Source organism: Paenibacillus sp. LHD-38, from assembly GCF_031157315.1.
GTDB lineage: Bacteria > Bacillota > Bacilli > Paenibacillales > Paenibacillaceae > Pristimantibacillus.
Map to the genome: position 1 here is coordinate 25,923 of NZ_JAVIFU010000028.1, position 17,180 is coordinate 43,102.

Below are 17,180 nucleotides of genomic sequence, written 5' to 3' on the forward strand. Positions count from 1 at the left end.
TTAAACAATGACAACGAAGTAGATGAGGGTGATGTTATGAGGATTCATAATACCGAGCTACGAGAGTAATTAATTATGTGGCACCAATCGATTTTAGATACTCTATGCTCATCTTCGCGCTTATCAGCGGATGCTCGCTATCGTCCTGTTCTACAAAGTAATACTTGACTCCTATCCGCTTCGTAACGGATAATATCGACGGCCAGTCGAGTATGCCGCGTCCCACTTCCGTAAAATTGCCTGTCGGATCCATGTCCTTCACATGAATTAGCGGGACAAGTCCTTTGTAATATTCAAGAACGGCTGCAGGATTCAACCCCGCTTTTTTCACCCAATAAACATCAAGCTCCAGCTTCATCAGATCGGTCCCTACTTCTTTCAACAGACGATCCAGGACGAATGTACCCTGTATCACTTCGAACTCGTTGATGTGGTTGTGATACGCAAATTGGAGCCCGTTTCGTTTGATCTCCTTCCCGACCTTTTGAAAAAACGAGACAAGCTCGTTAAACTTGGCTATGTTCAAGAGTGTGTCTCTTGGCACAACGGGGCAGACGATATATTGGGCGCCGAGGGTTAATGCGTATTCGATTTGCTGATTCAGCTCGACTTTTAGCTTGTCGATGGGGACATGCGTAGATATGCCCAGCAGCCCCAGCCGATCAAGCTCCCTCTTCATTTCCGCAGCCGGGATACCGCCGTATCCCGCAAATTCGACGGTTTTGTACCCCATCCCGGCCACTTTTTCCAAAGTTCCGAAGAAATCGGCTTCCGTTTCTTCCCGCACTGAATATAGCTGCAAACCCGGCGGAATGTTGGACATTTCCAGCAGTTTATTTCCTACAATCAGGAATTTCATTCCGGTTCCTCCATTCGTCACATCTGTCCGGCGATATGATCGGCGGTCCGGATAGCCAAAGCCGCGATGGTAAGCGTCGGATTGACCGCGCCATAGGGAGGCAGGACGCTGGCATCTGCGACGTAGAGTCCGGGTACGCCGTGGATTTGTCCGTACGGGTCGGTCCCGGAATTGGCGGGATCGATACCCATACGGCATACGCCGGCCACGTGATCAAGCGTATGCAGGCAAGGGTCGGGGGGGGCCACGCGGCCTCCGATCGCAGCTGCGTATTGATGGATATCCTGGGCCATTCGGGCCATGATCGCCCGGTCTTTCTCGCTAAAGGAGAAATCGGCTTGAAGCAAAGGTACCCCATACTCATCCTTTAAATGAGGGTGAAGATATAATCGATTTTCGTACCGGGACTCCACCTTGCCGTAACCGGAAAATCCGATTCCCAGTTCTCCTTTTTGTTCCAGCATTTCATTCTGCCTTCTGTAAATCTGCATCTGATACGGCCGATCAGCCGTTTGGGGAATCAATAAGTATAAAGGCCCCAACGTTGCCGGCAAATCCCTTCGATTAATAACGGTGGAGAAAATCATGTACGAATGTCCAATCAAATAATGTCCGAGCGCCCTTCCCTGGACGCCGGAATACAGCAGCAACCGAACGGTTTCGAAAATGCCTGCCGACAAAATGATGTTTTTCGCGCGCAATATATATGGCTTCTTGTCCGGTGTCATCACCTTGACTCCAGCAATTCTGCCATGGTCCCCCAACAGCTGAACGGCTCTTGCCTGTACGGCCAAATCAAATGGCCGAGCCTCCAACCCTCCCGCCAAAAATGAAATGGAGCTGAAATATACGGTAGGATTCACCCCGCCGTAATTGACGGGTTCAAAGTTAATCGCACGCGGCGTAATTTCCGCCTCGGGAACCCCGTTCTCCCAAAAGCGATTGAGCAGGATCCGGCTGAGCGGGGAATCATAGGCGTCAGGTTTGTTCACTTTCATGATTTGTTCGGCAATATTATAATAGGTTTGCATTTCATTATAAGGGACGGGTGTTTCGGCAATTTGAGACGGGGGCATGCGGGGAGTCACCATATCCCAGAACAACGTTTTACCGCCTAGCGCAATGGCTTGCCTCGAATCTCGCAAATCCGGCATTGTGAGCCCGATGGGTTTCGTGATTTTCGGATTGTAATAATAATTGCTGAAGTTTTGAGCCACCGTAGGAAGGTTGTAGGAGTGGGTTTGCAGCATGATCGGACCGGCTTCGACAACACCGATCTTCTTGCCGGTTCCCTTCAATTGCTGGCATAGTCTCCAGATGGCCGCTCCCCCGCCGCCTCCAGTGCCGACGACGAGCACGTCATATTCAGTGCTTGACATTTGCTCGAGTGAAGTCAGCGGAATAAATTGATCCATGAAGGGGCCTGTAACGACAGGCGGGGGACATGGAGGAAATGATTCATAACGTTCCTTCAAGCGCACCACTTCCTTTCGATCTTCATTAATGAAAGCGGCCGATCATATAATCTGCGGTACGTATCGCCAAAGCTACAGTAGTCAAAGTCGGGTTGGCGGGGCCGGTCAGACGCACCACGCTGTTATCGGCCACATATAAACCGCTGATTCCGTGGATTTGGCCGTAGGGATTGGTTGCCGAAGTGTCGGGATCAACGCCCATCCGGCAAGTTCCGCACTCATGGTTATCTTCCCCGGGAGCAATGAGCAAGGGCGAACCGTCAAATTCAAGGTGCATACCGTTAACCGCGCTTTGCATCGAACCGAACATTTCGGGTATCATCGCTCGGTCCTGATTGCTGTAAGAGAAATTCACCTGCAATTGCGGAACGCCGTATTCATCATGCGTACCGGGCATGAGGAATACGCTGTTTTCATATTGCGCCTCGACGGTTCCGATACAAAAAAAACGGAATTTCAATTCCTCCAGAAGCGGCTTCTCCTCATAGTTGTACCAGAAGTATTCAAAGGGGGATGTGCCAAAACCGTAAATGACCTGCCTTCTGTCCTTGGGAATGGGAATCCAGAGGTTGGCTACGCCGGCTACTTCGCCAAATTGGCTGCGATTCGCTTGGGCATCCGCTACGACTTTCAGATGATTGACCAAATAATGCCCAATGGCCTGCCCGGGAATATCGGAAGAAAGAAGCAGACGGGGCGTCTCCCATGTGCCGCAGGACAGGATGACCCTTTTGGCCCGGATCGTATACCTTTTTTGGTCCGGGGTCATGACCGCAACGCCTTCGACCTTCCCTCTGTCTGTAAGCACCTTGACAGCCCGCGTGTTGACAGCAAGGTCGAAGGGTCTCTTGTTTAATGCATAGGACAAAAAGATAATCGAGCTGAAAAAAACGTTCGAATGGACATGTCCGTACTTCGTTGGCTCCATATCAACGGACATGGGGGTGTCCGCAGCGGACGGAAATCCGTTGGCGCGAAGCCTGTTAAGCAGCACTTGCTGTATCGAGGATCCTTCGGCATACCTTGTGTTCACATTCATCATTTGTTCGGCGATGAGATAATATGGGATTAGCTGCTCGTAGGAAATGGGCCATGACAAAAACCGGTCCGGTGTTAAGCGAGGGGACAGCAAATACCATTGAAGCGTTCTTCCGCCAAGCGCTCTTATCATTTTTGCGCCGGGATAATCGGGCCACTGCTTCCCGATGTACTCCGTATGCAGTGGATTATCAAAGTATTGGACGAAACGTTCATGATTCATAGTAGGGATATTCCGCCCATGCGTCGGCAATAACAGAGGACCTGATTCAATCATTCCGATCCGTATTCCGTTATTTCCTAATTGCTGGCATAATCTCCAGAGCGCGGCCCCTCCTCCCGCGCCGCTGCCCACGATCAACACATCATAATCGGTTTGCGCCATCTTCTCGGGTGAGGTCACAGGAATCCAGTCATTCATTGGATCAATCACAACCCTTCCGATTAGGCATTATCTTTATAACTATGTGCCAATCGCGATTCCTATGTGCTATGAATAATTGTTCCATTGTTTGCAATAATAACAAACACTTATTCTAATGATTACCGAAAGAGAAGTGCAACCGATATGGAAACAACGCCCCAACAACCCATTTCGCCGAGCTTAGAAGACAATCTGAACCGAATCAAGGACACGTTTTCGGATTGCAAAGATCTGGCCATTCTGCCATGGAGCTACGGACCTAATCTCGAAAGCAAGGCTTTTTCCGTCTATTTTTTTACGCTTGTTCAGGAAAAACATATGAACTATTTGAAAACCTCGCTGCAGGATCTTGTTATGCATGAGTTTGGACCTGCAACAACGGTTACATTAGAGGATATCGTACAATTTTTTAGTTTGAATGGGGTTTCTTCTCAATCCGTCGTACTGCTGAATGATTTTGAACAAGCGGTGCACAAAGTGCTCAACGGGCATGCTGTCATTTTCTTTGATGGATGGGAGCAAGCGATCAGTTATGCGGCCAAGAGCATCGAAGCCAGACAGGTCGCTGAGGCCATCAATGAAGCAACGGTACAAGGCCCCCGTGAAGGAACTGTTGAATCGCTGGACAAAAATATTGGCATGCTTCGGGCACGAATTAAAAGTCCCGATTTCAAGATAGAATGGTTCACCGCAGGAAAAGAGTGCAAAACGGATATTATGTACGGCTATATGAAAAATGCTGTTAATCCGGCTACATTGCAGGAATTTCAAATGCGAATCGATCAAATTGACAAAAGTATCGAAATAACGGACCCGTCATATATTGAGGCGCTGATTGAAGATTCCACCTATTCGCCTTTCCCCCAGTACCGGCATACCGAACGGACCGATACCGCTGCAACAGCTTTGATGGAGGGGAAAATAATCGTTATGGCTCAGGGTTCTCCTACCATCTTGATTTGTCCCGGTCTGTTTGTCGAGTTTCTGATGACATCCGAGGACTACTACCAAAGAACGATTTATGCCTCCATGATTCGGCTAATAAGAGTCGTATCGTTTTTTATTTCCACGATGCTCCCCAGCATATATATTGCGTTTACCACCTTTCATCCTCTCAATCCTGCCATCCTCCGTCAAATCGATAGCTATCGCTTGCACAAATCCCCATTCGGTTATTTCGAGCTTGTCCAGCAGCAAGCCATATCTATAAGCCGGGCGGAGAAGAAAGCGCTGGCGGACAAATGAAAGGGGGGGCTACTTCTCTCAATATCAAAACAGAAGCGGATTCCGTATTCCAAAACAGCAACGATCTCGCATACTGCCAAAAAGTAAGCTTGGAGAAGCCATCACATACAGCTGGAATCAATGGGATAAACTGAACGTGTTTTTGGAAGATGGAAAACTTGAAATCGACAATAATCGAAGCGAACGAGCAATTAAGCCTTTTGTCATCGGTCAGAAAAACTGGCTTTTCTCGAATAGGGTTGAATCCGTTCAAGTTAGCCTTCATCTTGTCGAATAGGTGGGGGCTATTTGACGCTTACCGGGTTAAAACAAAATTGGCTGGCTTAAGTCCAGTACAATACCGAACTCAAACCAGCCAATCAACTGCATAATAGAAACTCTAACGTTAAGAGGTCACTCCCCTTCACTGTAACCCCTTAATGGCAAGATACCTGGCCTAGATCAGTCCTGAATTTTGTAACAGTCTTCTGACAATCACTACAACTTCTGCCCTACTGATACTGTCATCAGGAGCAATCAAACTGCCATTTCTGCCCAAAATCAATCCTGCCTTTATGCTGGCAGTGACACTGCTTCTTGCATAATCTGCAGTATTATCCGCATCACTAAAACCTGCAAGAATTTTATCCATCTCTCCGTTTGCAAGCTCTACCTTCAGACCTGTTATGTCCATTGCCATTGCTATCATAGTCATCGCTTGTTCACGGGTTAAAACATCGTTTGGTCCGAATTTTCCGCTACCATAGCCAGATATAATGTTATACTCGGCTGCTGTTACAATATAGCTGCTATACCACTCGCCACCCTTAATATCTGTAAACGGTATATCTCCGTTTTCCGGCTTGAGTCCCAATGATCTGACGAGAATTGCAACAAACTCGGCGCGGGTGATATCCTTATCGGGATCAAACATATCATTGCCCACACCGCTGATTACCATTCTTGAACCCATGTCATTAATCGCATCTTTGGCCCAATGGCTTGTTACATCGTTAAATTCCACCGGCTTCCAAATGACAGAATATGAACTGTTTGTTAGGCTGCTGATTTGTGCATAGTATTTGCCGTCAATAACCATAATCTTCGTCGGTACAGGCCTTACCGTTCCGTCAGGATTTACTACAACCCCTGTTGATATTTTTGCCGGGTCAACACCATCAGGTATTGCTATCATCCTTTCTACATATGCACTGAATTTCGAAAGTTCTACTGTCCTACCGTCGTTAGTGAATGTGATTATGAACTCTACAGGTTTTACCAAAAATTGATAATTGTTTTTGTTGGCTACATCCTCAACCAGTTCAACTATCCCCTTAGCTGGTTCTGATATTACAATATTTACTGAAATATCCTTCAGTTCAACCTGTTTCCCAATCTGTTCTAAGATTGCATCAATGTTCATTTGTGAAGCCGGAAGCGTATAAGTACCCTTTTCAGTTTTTAATTCAAGAACAGCTCTCTTGTTTTCCATATTTTTAATAATTTGTCCGTTCAGTTTTCCAATCACAACGTCAGTTTTGGCATTAACCGAGATGGTTAAAACTGCATTGTTTCCTTCCTGTAGCAGTATTTCCTCTACTTTTTTGTCATCTACTTCAACCGTTATAACTGTTTTGTCTCCTTCTTTGGTAGTGGTTGCTGTAGCAGCAGTTCCAGCTTTTCCATTGACAAAAATTTCGACTCCAGTTTCCTCTGGCTTTGTCGGCGTTGTAGGAGTACTGTTTCCTCCCGAACTTCCACCACTTGAAGTTCCGAGTGGCGTTACCGCATTGGATGCTGCTGATTCCTGCCCACTTCCAACCTCATTTACTGCTTTTACGCTAAAGGTATAAGCAGTACCATTTGTCAAGCCGGTTACCTCAATGGTTGTGCTTGTTCCTGTTACTGTAACACTACCCGGAGTTGAAGTGACAATGTACCCTGTAATAGGAGAACCGCCATTGTTAGTTGGTGCTGTAAAGCTTACTGTAGCCTTACCATTGCCGGTTACTGCATTTACGTTCGTCGGCGCTTCTGGTACGGTCTTGAGTTCTTCTTGCACTTCTTGCAATCCTGCAAAAGCAACTTGAAGTGTTGAATTAGCTTGATCAACTTCAACTTGAGTAGAAATGTTATCTTCCTTAACTATGATTGCTTCTTCTAAAGCTTTAGCAAAGGTTTTCCAACTTTGTATTGTATATTTTGCTTCCTCAATGTTAGATACACTTTGAATTGTCGTTATAAGCTCATTTCGATCTACCAAAAGAAGTGCATTGTCGACAACACCTAGTTTAAATTTGGCTTGAATAATATAACTTAAATCAGTTGTCACTCCGCCTTTCCATGCTTTAGAGAATTCCTCATCCCAATGTCCGTAAGAATTCATGATAAGGGTACCATCTGGTTGTACGACTATACCAGCGTATCCTGTATCCCCTGAATAAAAGTTCTGTGCAAAATCTTCTTTTAACATGATGCGATATTGACCTTCGTTTTGCTGCATCAAATCTTCATAAGTTCCAACCCAGGCTACCCATTCGCCCGCTCTCCAATCGCCAGGTTCAATGATACCGTTTTGATTATAATCAAGAATAATTTCTCGGAAAGTTACGACGAGACGGCCGGTAATTGGTTCGTAGACTGCCTTATGTCTTTCCCCTTGCAATGCTCCTTGGACCTCTTCCGGTTCACTCCACGTCTCACCTTCGTCGTCAGAATAGAACATAACTGACTTGTGTTGATGTGACTGGCTTCTAGCCAAAGCTACAATTCTGTTACCATCCGGTGATCGGAACATTTCCACCTCGCAGATTTGGTAGCTGCTTTCAATCGATCTGTATTCGCTTAAATAGGGTACTGGCTTACTCCATTGTTCATTGCCATGTTCATCATAAGTTAAATAAGTTTTGTAATTGGTGAAACCATAATCGTGATAAACTCCCATCCATTTATCCATTAAATTCCCATTCTCATCCTTCAACTGGGTTAAACTTGCCATAGCTACTATAGCGTTATTCGGCTTATTATCAATATTCGTATACCAATGCTGATACTCTGTCCAAGTCTCTCCACCGTCATCAGAATACGATGTGTTCCATCCTGTCGAACCATCTCCCCACCCTGGACAACCGGTAATCAAGATAAGCCTCTCTTTGCCGTTACTCATATTTAATTTATAGATAGTAGGTGTTTCTTGAGATCTTGCCCATGAGGCCGGAGTCTCCTTTTCAACCCAGGTTTCCCCCGCATCATAGCTTATTTGTAGGACAAGAGGACCTTTACCATGACCAATTGGATACGCTGTAATCAATGTTTTATTATCGCCCAGCATAACCATATCCGGCTGCCCCAAATATTGTCGCTCTGTACCTTTGCCGTTCTCAATCGTTGTAATAAATTTATCGTCTAAATGATATTGCGGGATTGAATATTGAATATTCAAATGTTTTGCTACCTTAATCCCTATCGTTTTCTTATAACCGCCAACCACATTTTCAACAGTAATTGTAGCATCGCCTTTATTTATCGCATTCACTTTACCGCTTTCACTTACAGTTACAACTTGTGGATTACTAGAAGTATAGGTTAACGATTTATCTGGATTATCAGATATGAGTTCAGCTTGAATTTGATAGGAATCTCCGATATATAGCTTTTTACTCATTTCAGAAATATTCAATCCATTCACGTAGCTTATCGTTTTTACTTCATCTGGTGTCAATGTACGATTAAATACTTTTACTTCATCTAACACCCCACTAAATCCACGTCCACCAATTATTTTTGTTGGAGCCAAAAGCGGTGTCTTCACATTTTGATTCCAAACAATCGTTGATTTTAAAAGGCCGTCAATATAGAGATTAAGATTGGATGCGTTGCTAGTTACCGTAATATGTTTCCAACTATTTTTCTCTAAGAGATAATTAAAAGTTAAGAAACCTTCTGGTACATGTATAGACATCTTACTTTCTGTACCATCACGGCGTACATCAATGGAAGTGGAACTTAGCTGATTACCAGTAAACGATTTACCATCCCATAGTGCGGATGCGGTCTCATTACTACCGGCATCTTTTACCCAAAAGGATACTGTCCAATCTTTTGTCAATGTAACTGGCGAAGTAATCTCGACCTTGTCTTCTTTTGCAAATTGAATCGCGTTGCCAGACATACCTTCAACAATTGTTCCACCTGTTAACGTTCCGTTTGCCGATCCCCAACTATCAGTTATCGTATTAGCTGTAACATTATCAAAAGAATAATAAGACACCTGAGCCTCAGGATCAACTTTTGGCCGACCTACGATAACTTGAATAGAAGTCGTTTTAGTTGGATCAGCTTGGGAAGTGACCGTGATTGTCACAGTTCCTATGCCTTTACCAGTAACTAGTCCATTCGAATCTACACTTGCGATACCTTCATTAGACGATGTCCATGTTACGGTTGGGTTACTAATGTTGTCTGGTTTCAATATTGCATGTAGCTGTTTTGTTGCACCAATACCAACAGATATTTCTGCACCTTCTTGGATTGCTATAGATTCTATCGCAACCGGATTATTTTTAATTTGAATATATTTTGATGTTAGAGCTTTTAGTTCTTCACGAATTTGATCCATGTCTGCCGCAATTTGAGCCTTGCCAGCCGTTGATAAGTAGTAACCTGATGAACTATAATTTGGTTTTATTTTGGCTAGCAATCTATCCACATCAGCATTCATGGCAGGAACTTCTTTTTTGATAAGCATCAATTTATTCACATCGCGTACACCTTCGGCCATTTTCTCAAGTCGTACACTTGATTTGGAAGAGGGATTTGTAGCAGTACGCTCATCTGGGAATATTAGGAATGTATCCCCCGCCTCGAATGCGTTATGGGTCGTATCCTCTAACGGGTTCTTTACCCAAGAATCATAGGCCCAGCGTAAATACCCTTCTCCTCCCACAGCATAAGAATACATCATAGTCCAATAACTTTCTGCTGGTGTACTAAGTGAGAAATTTCCTGGTGTATGACCCGTACAAGAATAAATGGTGGTCCTAAGGCCAAGTGCTTTACGTTGATTAAGAAATTGAGCAAATTCTGTTGGATGAGCTTTCACTGCTATCGTTCCAACACTCAGATCATCCACACGCATTCCTAAATCTTTCTTTGCCACAAAAGCATCCATAGCCCCTGCTGTTTTCAAGCTATCTCCGTGAATCCCTTTAACACTCTCAATCAGATCAAAAATTGCCCCGCTGAATCCTCTCTCGTCAATCCCCAGATAGGTATGATCAAACCATCCCTTTTCTTCTAGATGTTCAACAAAACTATTTAAAAATAGTTTCCAAATGCGCGTGTATTCACTCGTACCCACACTAGAAAACGAAGCACTTACATTACGACTTGTAGCTTCGTCATAGTAGGTAAAGGAGTTATGCCAAGGAGCAATACCATAAGCAACAATTTTATCTCCAAGTCCTAATGTTTTATTAAAATTTACCCATGCATCAAAATCAGAATAATCAAAGGTAAACGTACCATCCGTCTTTTTTGTCCATTTGATCATGGATGGGTAGTGAATTTCGTTTGCACTATAAGTCTGACCATCCCATGCATCATCAACAATTGTCGTGGTAATTGCATGCCCACCCAATTGTTTATATTTCTCCATATGTGGAAGTAAAATTTCTAGATGCTTTTGTGAAAAAGGCTCCACACCATAGTATTCTGCTACACTATACGGAGCCTGCCATAATTCAATATCAAAACCATCTTTAAACTCTTCTGCATCAGGCATCGTTGCATCTAATACTTCTAGATTATATGTAAATTCTATCGGTGTATCTACTCTGTCTGCTGTTACGATAATTTTACCAACATAGGTTCCAGACTGTGTATCCTTAGGTACATCAAATTCAACCCAAACTGGCTGTACCGCATTAAATGGAATCTGTATTGGTGTCGTTTGATATAGAATATCATTACTTTCTGCGCGATTCCCCTCTGGTACAGGCCTTGTTTTGCTACCATACCCTGGCATACCAGTATAAGCTTGTGTAGATTTAATAAATGTTGTAGTGATATTATTAGCCGATAACGTGTCGGTTCCGCTTACAAAATCCGTTGCCTGTACACTTATATTACTTAAGCCAGATTCTAATGAAATCAATGCAATTTCCGATACTGCTTTATCATTTTTCCATGCATAAATTGATTTATTTACTACACCTAAGTTCTTAACTTCCGTATAACGATCCTGTGTGTATTGAGTATTTGTGTCAACTATACTTCCATGAATCTGCGTATTCCCCTCGGTTACAATCACTGTAAGCGTTTTAGACAAGTTGTATTTTAATGAGCTTATTGTAATAGTTGCAGTTCCAGCAGAAAGTGCTTGAACCAATCCATCGGCACTTACTGTGGCAATGTTCGTATCACTTGAACTATACGTACGATCGCTAATATCCGCATAATCTGGTACCACCGTATAATTCATTTGATATTGTGAACCTTCAATGAGAGTAAAATTGTCTTGTGATAGTACAATATCACTCACTTGGTATGGCAAATGATAGACAACGACTTTCGCACTATCGATGAGTGTCCCTGTAGCATTTGGCTCTTTCTCGCCTGTTGCCTCTGCCCGCAAAACATGAGGTCCGTCCGTCAATCCACTCACCGTGGTAATCAAGGTAGAATTGATATTGGAAGGATTGTATAAACTAAATACACCTATTTCTACTCCATCTATCAGGTATCGCACCTTCCCCATAGGCTTATTTTTGCCTGCATAAATATCAATTTTATTACCAAAAAAATTCACTTCGTAATAGGTATCTCTTGGATTAGCACCTAATGGATTGGACCAAGTATGTGCAGCATCACCTGGTGACCAATTGCCCGAAAACGTGAAGTAATTATTAGTTCCCGTAGTTTTCGTATGCGGGATCACTGTAGTCTCTCCTTCTACTTCTAAATCATCATTGTACACACGTGCGTAACTGACTTGTAAGCCTGTACCTCCATCGGGTAAAGTGACATTTACTGTATGAATTCCATTAGTTAATCCTTTTTTACTATACAATAGCGTTTCTGTATTAGCAGCACCTGCAATGAGTAATGTTTCAGGAGCATTATCATCCAATTGGAACGTATTTTGCGGGTCATTTTTGACACCGTACAATTCTACCCCTGTTCCCTTAAATGTGAACGAATAGGTGTGCTTACGGGCCTCTTCATAATTCATATTCCACACCCAATGTTGCGTCTTGGCTTCTTCAATTCCTATAATAGATGGCTTCCTATCCTCTGCCCATCCAGTTAATCCATTTACATCCGTAGCTGTCGTGTAAGTAAAATAATGATCACCTGAGGTTACGGTATCATCCACGACAATACTAGATGTGGATTCGGCATATCCTACTACCGGATTAGCGGTCAATACTGTCGTTAATACCATAACGCTTGCCAAAACAATGTGAATAAATTTATCCGTCACTTTTTTTAATTTATTCATTGTGCATACTCCTTTTACTTTTTATAATGTTTTTTGATGATCGTATTACCTTTTACGCTACAGGACTTATACACTTCGTGTTGATTCGAGGATTTTTCAATAATATCTATGCATGAGCTATTGATTTGGTAGACGACTTTTTCGGCCCTCATGGGTATATTCCTTTACACCAAAGCCTTGAAATTTCCAATTGGCACTTAAAAATGTATAAATTCTGTGTATTAAATCGTGTTGTAAAGCACCTCCGCACAGTGAATCAACATTTGCGCCGTACCATAATATTCCCTCCTTCATAGATAAGATCCCACTTTCCGCATGAATAAATTTCCAAAAATTCATTAACACAGTCTTATCTAATAGGAATCACCCCCGTCTGTGGCGAAATCATACGGAAACGTCCATGAACGGAGGGATTTTCATGCAGTTAGAAGCCATGGTTTCCATTGCCGCTGGTCCGAGCCAGCTCATCGCTGCATTATGCGATGAAATCGGCCTGGAGAAACTCATTAACGATGCTGTCGACTGGCACCCATCCTACTGCAAGGTGTCACCAGGCACGCATATCAAAGCCATGATCATCAATATTCTTTGCTCACGCATGCCCCTGTACCGGGTATCGGAGTTCTATCACGAACTGGATGTTGAGCTTCTGTTCGGGGGTGCCATCAAAGCGTCAGATTTCAACGATGACGCGCTGGCTCGAACACTTGACCGGCTGCATGATGCCCAAGGCTGGAAAGTCTACTCTCAGCTGTCTCTCTCCGTTCTCCGTCGGCTCAGCCTCTCGCTGAACGTGGTTCACAGCGACACCACTTCCTTCTCTGTACAGGGCAAGTACGCGCAGCCTTCCGACGATCTGAACATCACCTATGGATACAACAAAGACGGCCCTCCAGATCTGAAGCAAATCGTTATCGGTCTCGGTGTCACGCTCAGCGCTTTCCGATCATCGGCAAGGTCGAAGACGGCAATTTGGACGACAAAACGTGGAATACCGCCTTCATCGCCAAGCTCCGCGAGGTGCTGTCCGATGAAGAGTGGAGCGGTCTGACCTACGTGGCTGACAGTGCGCTGGCTATCATGGATAATGTACTGCTAATGAAGCAAGAAGGCTTGTCTTTCATCACGCGGCTGCCGGATACGTTTGGCCTGAGCAGCGAATTGAAGGAAGAAGCAGCCTGGCGCGATCAGTGGGCGGACGTCGCCTTAGCAGATGACAACGAAGGCAAATCCCGCTACCGTGTGCAATCATTCGAACGCACACTCTATGGCCAATCCCTGCGCTTCGTCGTCGTACATTCGAGCCACCTTGAAGCGAAGCAATAAGAGACGCTCATACGCCAAATGAAACAGGAACACGAAAAAATGGAAAAGGCGCTTCAGGCGTTCGGCAGGTTGCACTATACCTGTGCACATGATGCAGAGCAGGCGATTGCCGCTTTCCGCAAGCAGCACAAATGGAAGTGTCACGAGGTCGTCCTCACGTTCGAGGAGGAACGTTGTACACTGCCACGTAAGCGACCCGGACGCCCAAAACAAGGCGAAGAACCAGAGGCCACCACTCGCTGGCCTGGCGGATCGTCGCCGGTGACATCGTGCCAAGCGAAGAAGCACTGCTGCCGCTGACGAACAAGCAAGGGATCTTCGTGCTGATGACCAGCCATCGCGAGGACGCCAAATGGACGAGTGAAAACATCCTGCTAACGTACAAAGGACAAGCAGCGGCGGAGACGCGATTTCGACTGTTGAAGGACCCGGTATTCCTGGATGCGATCTACTTGAAACAGCCAAGGCGCATCGAAGCGCTCGGTACCGTGTTCATCATGGCGCTGCTCTTGTACGGCCTCTCGAATGGCGTGTGCGCGAGAAACTCAAAGAGGAGAAGGAGCCGATTTTGCTGCCCGGCAAACGAAAGAGTTTCACGCCTACGGCGGAAATTCTGATGGCCATGCTGAAGAGCATCCAGGTTATTGTCGCTACAAAGGGTGAGCAGAAGATTCGCGCCGTATCTGCACTTGTCCATGACAACGTTAAACGCATAGTGCGGCTGGCCGGCTACGATATCAGCATCTATATGACGCAAACTGTCGAAAAAAGCAATCACTAGAGCCTTTCACACGCGGAGTCTGCATATGTCTTGTTGATTGGTGTCGGAAACAGGAGAATGTCCTCAGGTATTGTTGAACTTCGGACAGCCATAACTGGCCATAACAAAATGGCTAATATATTTTGTTATGTGAAATTATTTCATGCGAAATATGAGTGCCTAGAACCATAGCTAAGCTAGAAATGCGCTTATTCTCTTCCTAATTCGTAGCTGTTTTAATGTTTAACCCCCTCATTTTTGAATATGAAGCGTTTCCATTCCATCGTATACAAACCGTTATATTTTTGATATACCTTTCTTTTTACATTTGGGGTCTTATTTTGACAAGATTAATACAACATGACAATAGGAATTCCGGTTTTCGTCTGTATCGGTACTTCGATCCCCTCTCTGAGCTTCTTCAGTTGGATTGAAGCGAGTTTCCCCCCACAATACTGCCTTAATTCCAATGCCATTACTGAAATCGGAAAATTCCTCTGCATTACGCCTCTTTTGTTACCAAAAGTTCATACCTACTTTGCGGGTAGTGACAGCTACGCTGGTACTAGGCCAAATAACTAAAAAATGCTTACTGGCAGCAGCCTTTCCGACTACTCGTAAGCATTCCCCCAATTTAACAGGTCCGTTCACTGTTAGGCGTTACAACCACGTCAATAAACTGGTCCAGAACGCAATTTCGCATCTTATCCAATCGACCATAAATTCAGACAAGCAGCAGCAGGAGCTGGCTCGTATTCATGAACGTGAAGGAAGTCCGCGCTATCTTGACCAAATATGATTTACGTTACTTTTTTCTATTACAAAACAAAAAAGTCGCCCGGCGTTGGACGACTCTAGCGACCAGCTTTAACGAACTACAAATGCCCTACCGTCCTTATTCATCCAAATTCGGTTCCCATCACGAATTAATAGCCTTGTTCCGCACCCCTCTGTCTTACAGCAGTACATAGTCACATCGTCCGGATCTTCCAATACAATTTCCATTGATGGTTCCTTGCAACTCTCACATTTTATCACTTCGTACTCCCCCTAATTAAAATCAAAAAGCACTAAATAGTCCTCAAGCTCGGGATCAGATCCTATTTGAAACAAATTATTGCGTATTCCCCCAAACTTGGATATGATTGCGTACGACATAGTTTTTACTTTTAGCAAGGCTACCTTTACGGACTCTTGCTCTTTTTATGTCAATTGCGTTATGACCAGTGTGACCGCCAGCAACAGGTACAATGTACCCATTCCAAGCAGAGGGGCGTTGAACTGGAACCGTGTTTCTTTCCAATCCTTGAATGTGTTGACCAGGGCAATTATCCCTAGCGTAACCAACCATGCACCGATCAGCACGGTCAACGTTTGTCCCACGTCCTCTGTAAGCAACGCTACACAGTAGATCAGAATTACGCTAACAGATCCAGTTGAAAAGGCTAGAATAGCCGTCTTACGCGATACATTCACTTTCCAAATCTCCACCACTTCTTTTTAGCCTGAATTTCTCCCTTACTAGCGGCAATCTGCCGTAACCCCTGCATCAATTGTTCATCCCGCACCTTCAATGAATCTTCTATGTATACATGTTGAGCCACCACAATATTTTCTAATCTGTCCATGCGTTCGATCATGGATTTTTCTAGTCTGGATAAGGCTTCAGGGATATTGAGCGCCACGACTTCACCACGGTCGTTCACGTCATCCACGGTCATAATTATGGGCACATGGGCAGCCGCTAACGCTTCATTAACCTGATCTGTCATCATTCCAGCGGTTGCGTATAGCTCCCGGATCTTAGTCAGCAATGGCAATGATTCTTCCGCTATTTGATAGACATTATGATTTTTTCTTACCTGGATGTGATGCCCATGCTGCCGAACATATCGCCTAATGGTCGCATCTGGAATTTTTAGCGTATCCGCTAGCTCCGTAACTGAGTACCATTTCACCCGTTCATAACCCCCCTCACGCATCGTTCATCATGACTATTTCCATATGTGGAAAGGGATTTCCTTCTTTTTCCGTGACTGATCCCACGCAATCGTTCACGTCATTCATGAATAGGCTGTCAGATCGTTTTAAGCCATTTTCCTTATCACGGTAAGCCGATAGCCCATCTGGTAGCGTCAGAAGGCTTACCGAGGCTCCGGGATCGGATCCCCGAATTCCAGTTTGAACTCGATATAATCTCGTTTAAGCAGCTCCAGCTCCGCGAGAAACTCCTCGACCGTCTCTCCATCCGTTTTACAGCCGTCTAGCTCTACGATTCCGCCGTAATAATAGCCTTCGGGATATTTCTGATCGTCGGTTACGTGGCGATATTCGACGGTGTACGGCAGCGCCATGTAATAGTCGATATCTTTAGTCATATGCAAACACTCTCCTCATTACGGTAGCTTTATATCAATCTCGCCTCATCCATTACTGGATAACAGTACTCTCTATTATAAGTGGAATTGGGATTCTGGTGGGCTGGAGAGTTCTTTTTTATGGGGTCCAACCACATGCCCATCAAGCTAAGAAAAATGCTACCCACCCAAAACGAAATAAGCTATTCTTTTTTG

At 44.5% G+C, this 17,180-nt stretch carries 13 protein-coding genes and 1 pseudogene; 7 read left to right on the forward strand and 7 right to left on the reverse strand.

The window, feature by feature from the left end; genetic code table 11:
- Positions 1–73 precede the first annotated feature (73 nt).
- From RCO25_RS21870 to RCO25_RS21880, 3 genes are read right to left on the reverse strand one after another with little or no spacing between them, the layout of a single operon-like run.
- A complete protein-coding gene (locus tag RCO25_RS21870; RefSeq protein WP_308998251.1) occupies positions 74–859 on the reverse strand; it encodes a sugar phosphate isomerase/epimerase family protein in 786 nt (261 codons plus the stop codon).
- A 17-nt stretch (positions 860–876) separates the two neighbouring features.
- Positions 877–2,334, reverse strand: a complete 1,458-nt coding sequence (locus tag RCO25_RS21875; RefSeq protein ID WP_308998252.1) for a GMC oxidoreductase — start codon at positions 2,332–2,334, stop codon at positions 877–879.
- A gap of 25 nt (positions 2,335–2,359) precedes the next feature.
- The gene (locus RCO25_RS21880) at positions 2,360–3,793 is read right to left on the reverse strand and encodes a GMC oxidoreductase (RefSeq protein ID WP_308998253.1); all 1,434 of its coding nucleotides are present in this window, start codon (positions 3,791–3,793) and stop codon (positions 2,360–2,362) included.
- Positions 3,794–3,940: 147 nt separating this feature from the next.
- On the opposite strand from RCO25_RS21880, the gene RCO25_RS21885 reads away from it, so the two are divergent.
- Both RCO25_RS21885 and RCO25_RS21890 read left to right on the forward strand, forming a co-directional pair.
- Positions 3,941–5,041, forward strand: coding sequence for a spore germination protein (locus RCO25_RS21885; protein WP_308998254.1), 1,101 nt, complete (start codon positions 3,941–3,943; stop codon positions 5,039–5,041).
- A gap of 55 nt (positions 5,042–5,096) precedes the next feature.
- Positions 5,097–5,300: pseudogene (locus RCO25_RS21890) on the forward strand (IS66 family transposase); the annotation flags it as partial.
- A 177-nt stretch (positions 5,301–5,477) separates the two neighbouring features.
- Here RCO25_RS21890 and RCO25_RS21895 read toward each other — a convergent pair.
- Positions 5,478–12,521, reverse strand: a complete 7,044-nt coding sequence (locus tag RCO25_RS21895; RefSeq protein ID WP_308998255.1) for a glycoside hydrolase domain-containing protein — start codon at positions 12,519–12,521, stop codon at positions 5,478–5,480.
- A gap of 418 nt (positions 12,522–12,939) precedes the next feature.
- Here RCO25_RS21895 and RCO25_RS21900 point away from each other — a divergent pair, with 418 nt between their 5' ends.
- The 5 genes from RCO25_RS21900 (at position 12,940) to RCO25_RS21920 (ending at position 15,578) form a co-directional block, all read left to right on the forward strand.
- Positions 12,940–13,572: an IS1634 family transposase gene (locus tag RCO25_RS21900; protein ID WP_308998256.1), complete on the forward strand. Its 633-nt coding sequence runs from the start codon at positions 12,940–12,942 to the stop codon at positions 13,570–13,572.
- A 5-nt stretch (positions 13,573–13,577) separates the two neighbouring features.
- The gene (locus RCO25_RS21905; RefSeq protein WP_308998257.1) at positions 13,578–13,847 is read left to right on the forward strand and encodes a hypothetical protein; all 270 of its coding nucleotides are present in this window, start codon (positions 13,578–13,580) and stop codon (positions 13,845–13,847) included.
- Between the two features lie 269 nt (positions 13,848–14,116).
- Complete coding sequence (locus RCO25_RS21910; RefSeq protein WP_308998258.1) at positions 14,117–14,464, forward strand: hypothetical protein; 348 nt, start codon at positions 14,117–14,119, stop codon at positions 14,462–14,464.
- Positions 14,464–14,628 carry a hypothetical protein gene (locus RCO25_RS21915; protein WP_308998259.1) on the forward strand — a complete coding sequence of 55 codons (165 nt, stop codon included), beginning with the start codon at positions 14,464–14,466 and terminating at the stop codon, positions 14,626–14,628. The genes RCO25_RS21910 and RCO25_RS21915 overlap by 1 nt, the downstream gene beginning before the upstream one ends.
- 737 nt (positions 14,629–15,365) lie before the next feature.
- Positions 15,366–15,578 (forward strand): hypothetical protein, encoded by a 213-nt coding sequence (locus tag RCO25_RS21920; protein WP_308998260.1) that lies wholly within the window; start codon positions 15,366–15,368, stop codon positions 15,576–15,578.
- Positions 15,579–15,810: 232 nt separating this feature from the next.
- Here RCO25_RS21920 and RCO25_RS21925 read toward each other — a convergent pair whose 3' ends face one another.
- The 3 genes from RCO25_RS21925 to RCO25_RS21935 form a co-directional block, all read right to left on the reverse strand.
- Complete coding sequence (locus RCO25_RS21925; RefSeq protein ID WP_308998261.1) at positions 15,811–16,083, reverse strand: DUF308 domain-containing protein; 273 nt, start codon at positions 16,081–16,083, stop codon at positions 15,811–15,813.
- The gene (locus tag RCO25_RS21930) at positions 16,080–16,565 is read right to left on the reverse strand and encodes a MerR family transcriptional regulator (RefSeq protein WP_308998262.1); all 486 of its coding nucleotides are present in this window, start codon (positions 16,563–16,565) and stop codon (positions 16,080–16,082) included. The genes RCO25_RS21925 and RCO25_RS21930 overlap by 4 nt, the downstream gene beginning before the upstream one ends.
- Before the next feature lie 186 nt (positions 16,566–16,751).
- Positions 16,752–16,985 (reverse strand): type II toxin-antitoxin system HicB family antitoxin, encoded by a 234-nt coding sequence (locus tag RCO25_RS21935; RefSeq protein ID WP_308998263.1) that lies wholly within the window; start codon positions 16,983–16,985, stop codon positions 16,752–16,754.
- Between the last annotated feature and the right edge of the window lie 195 nt (positions 16,986–17,180).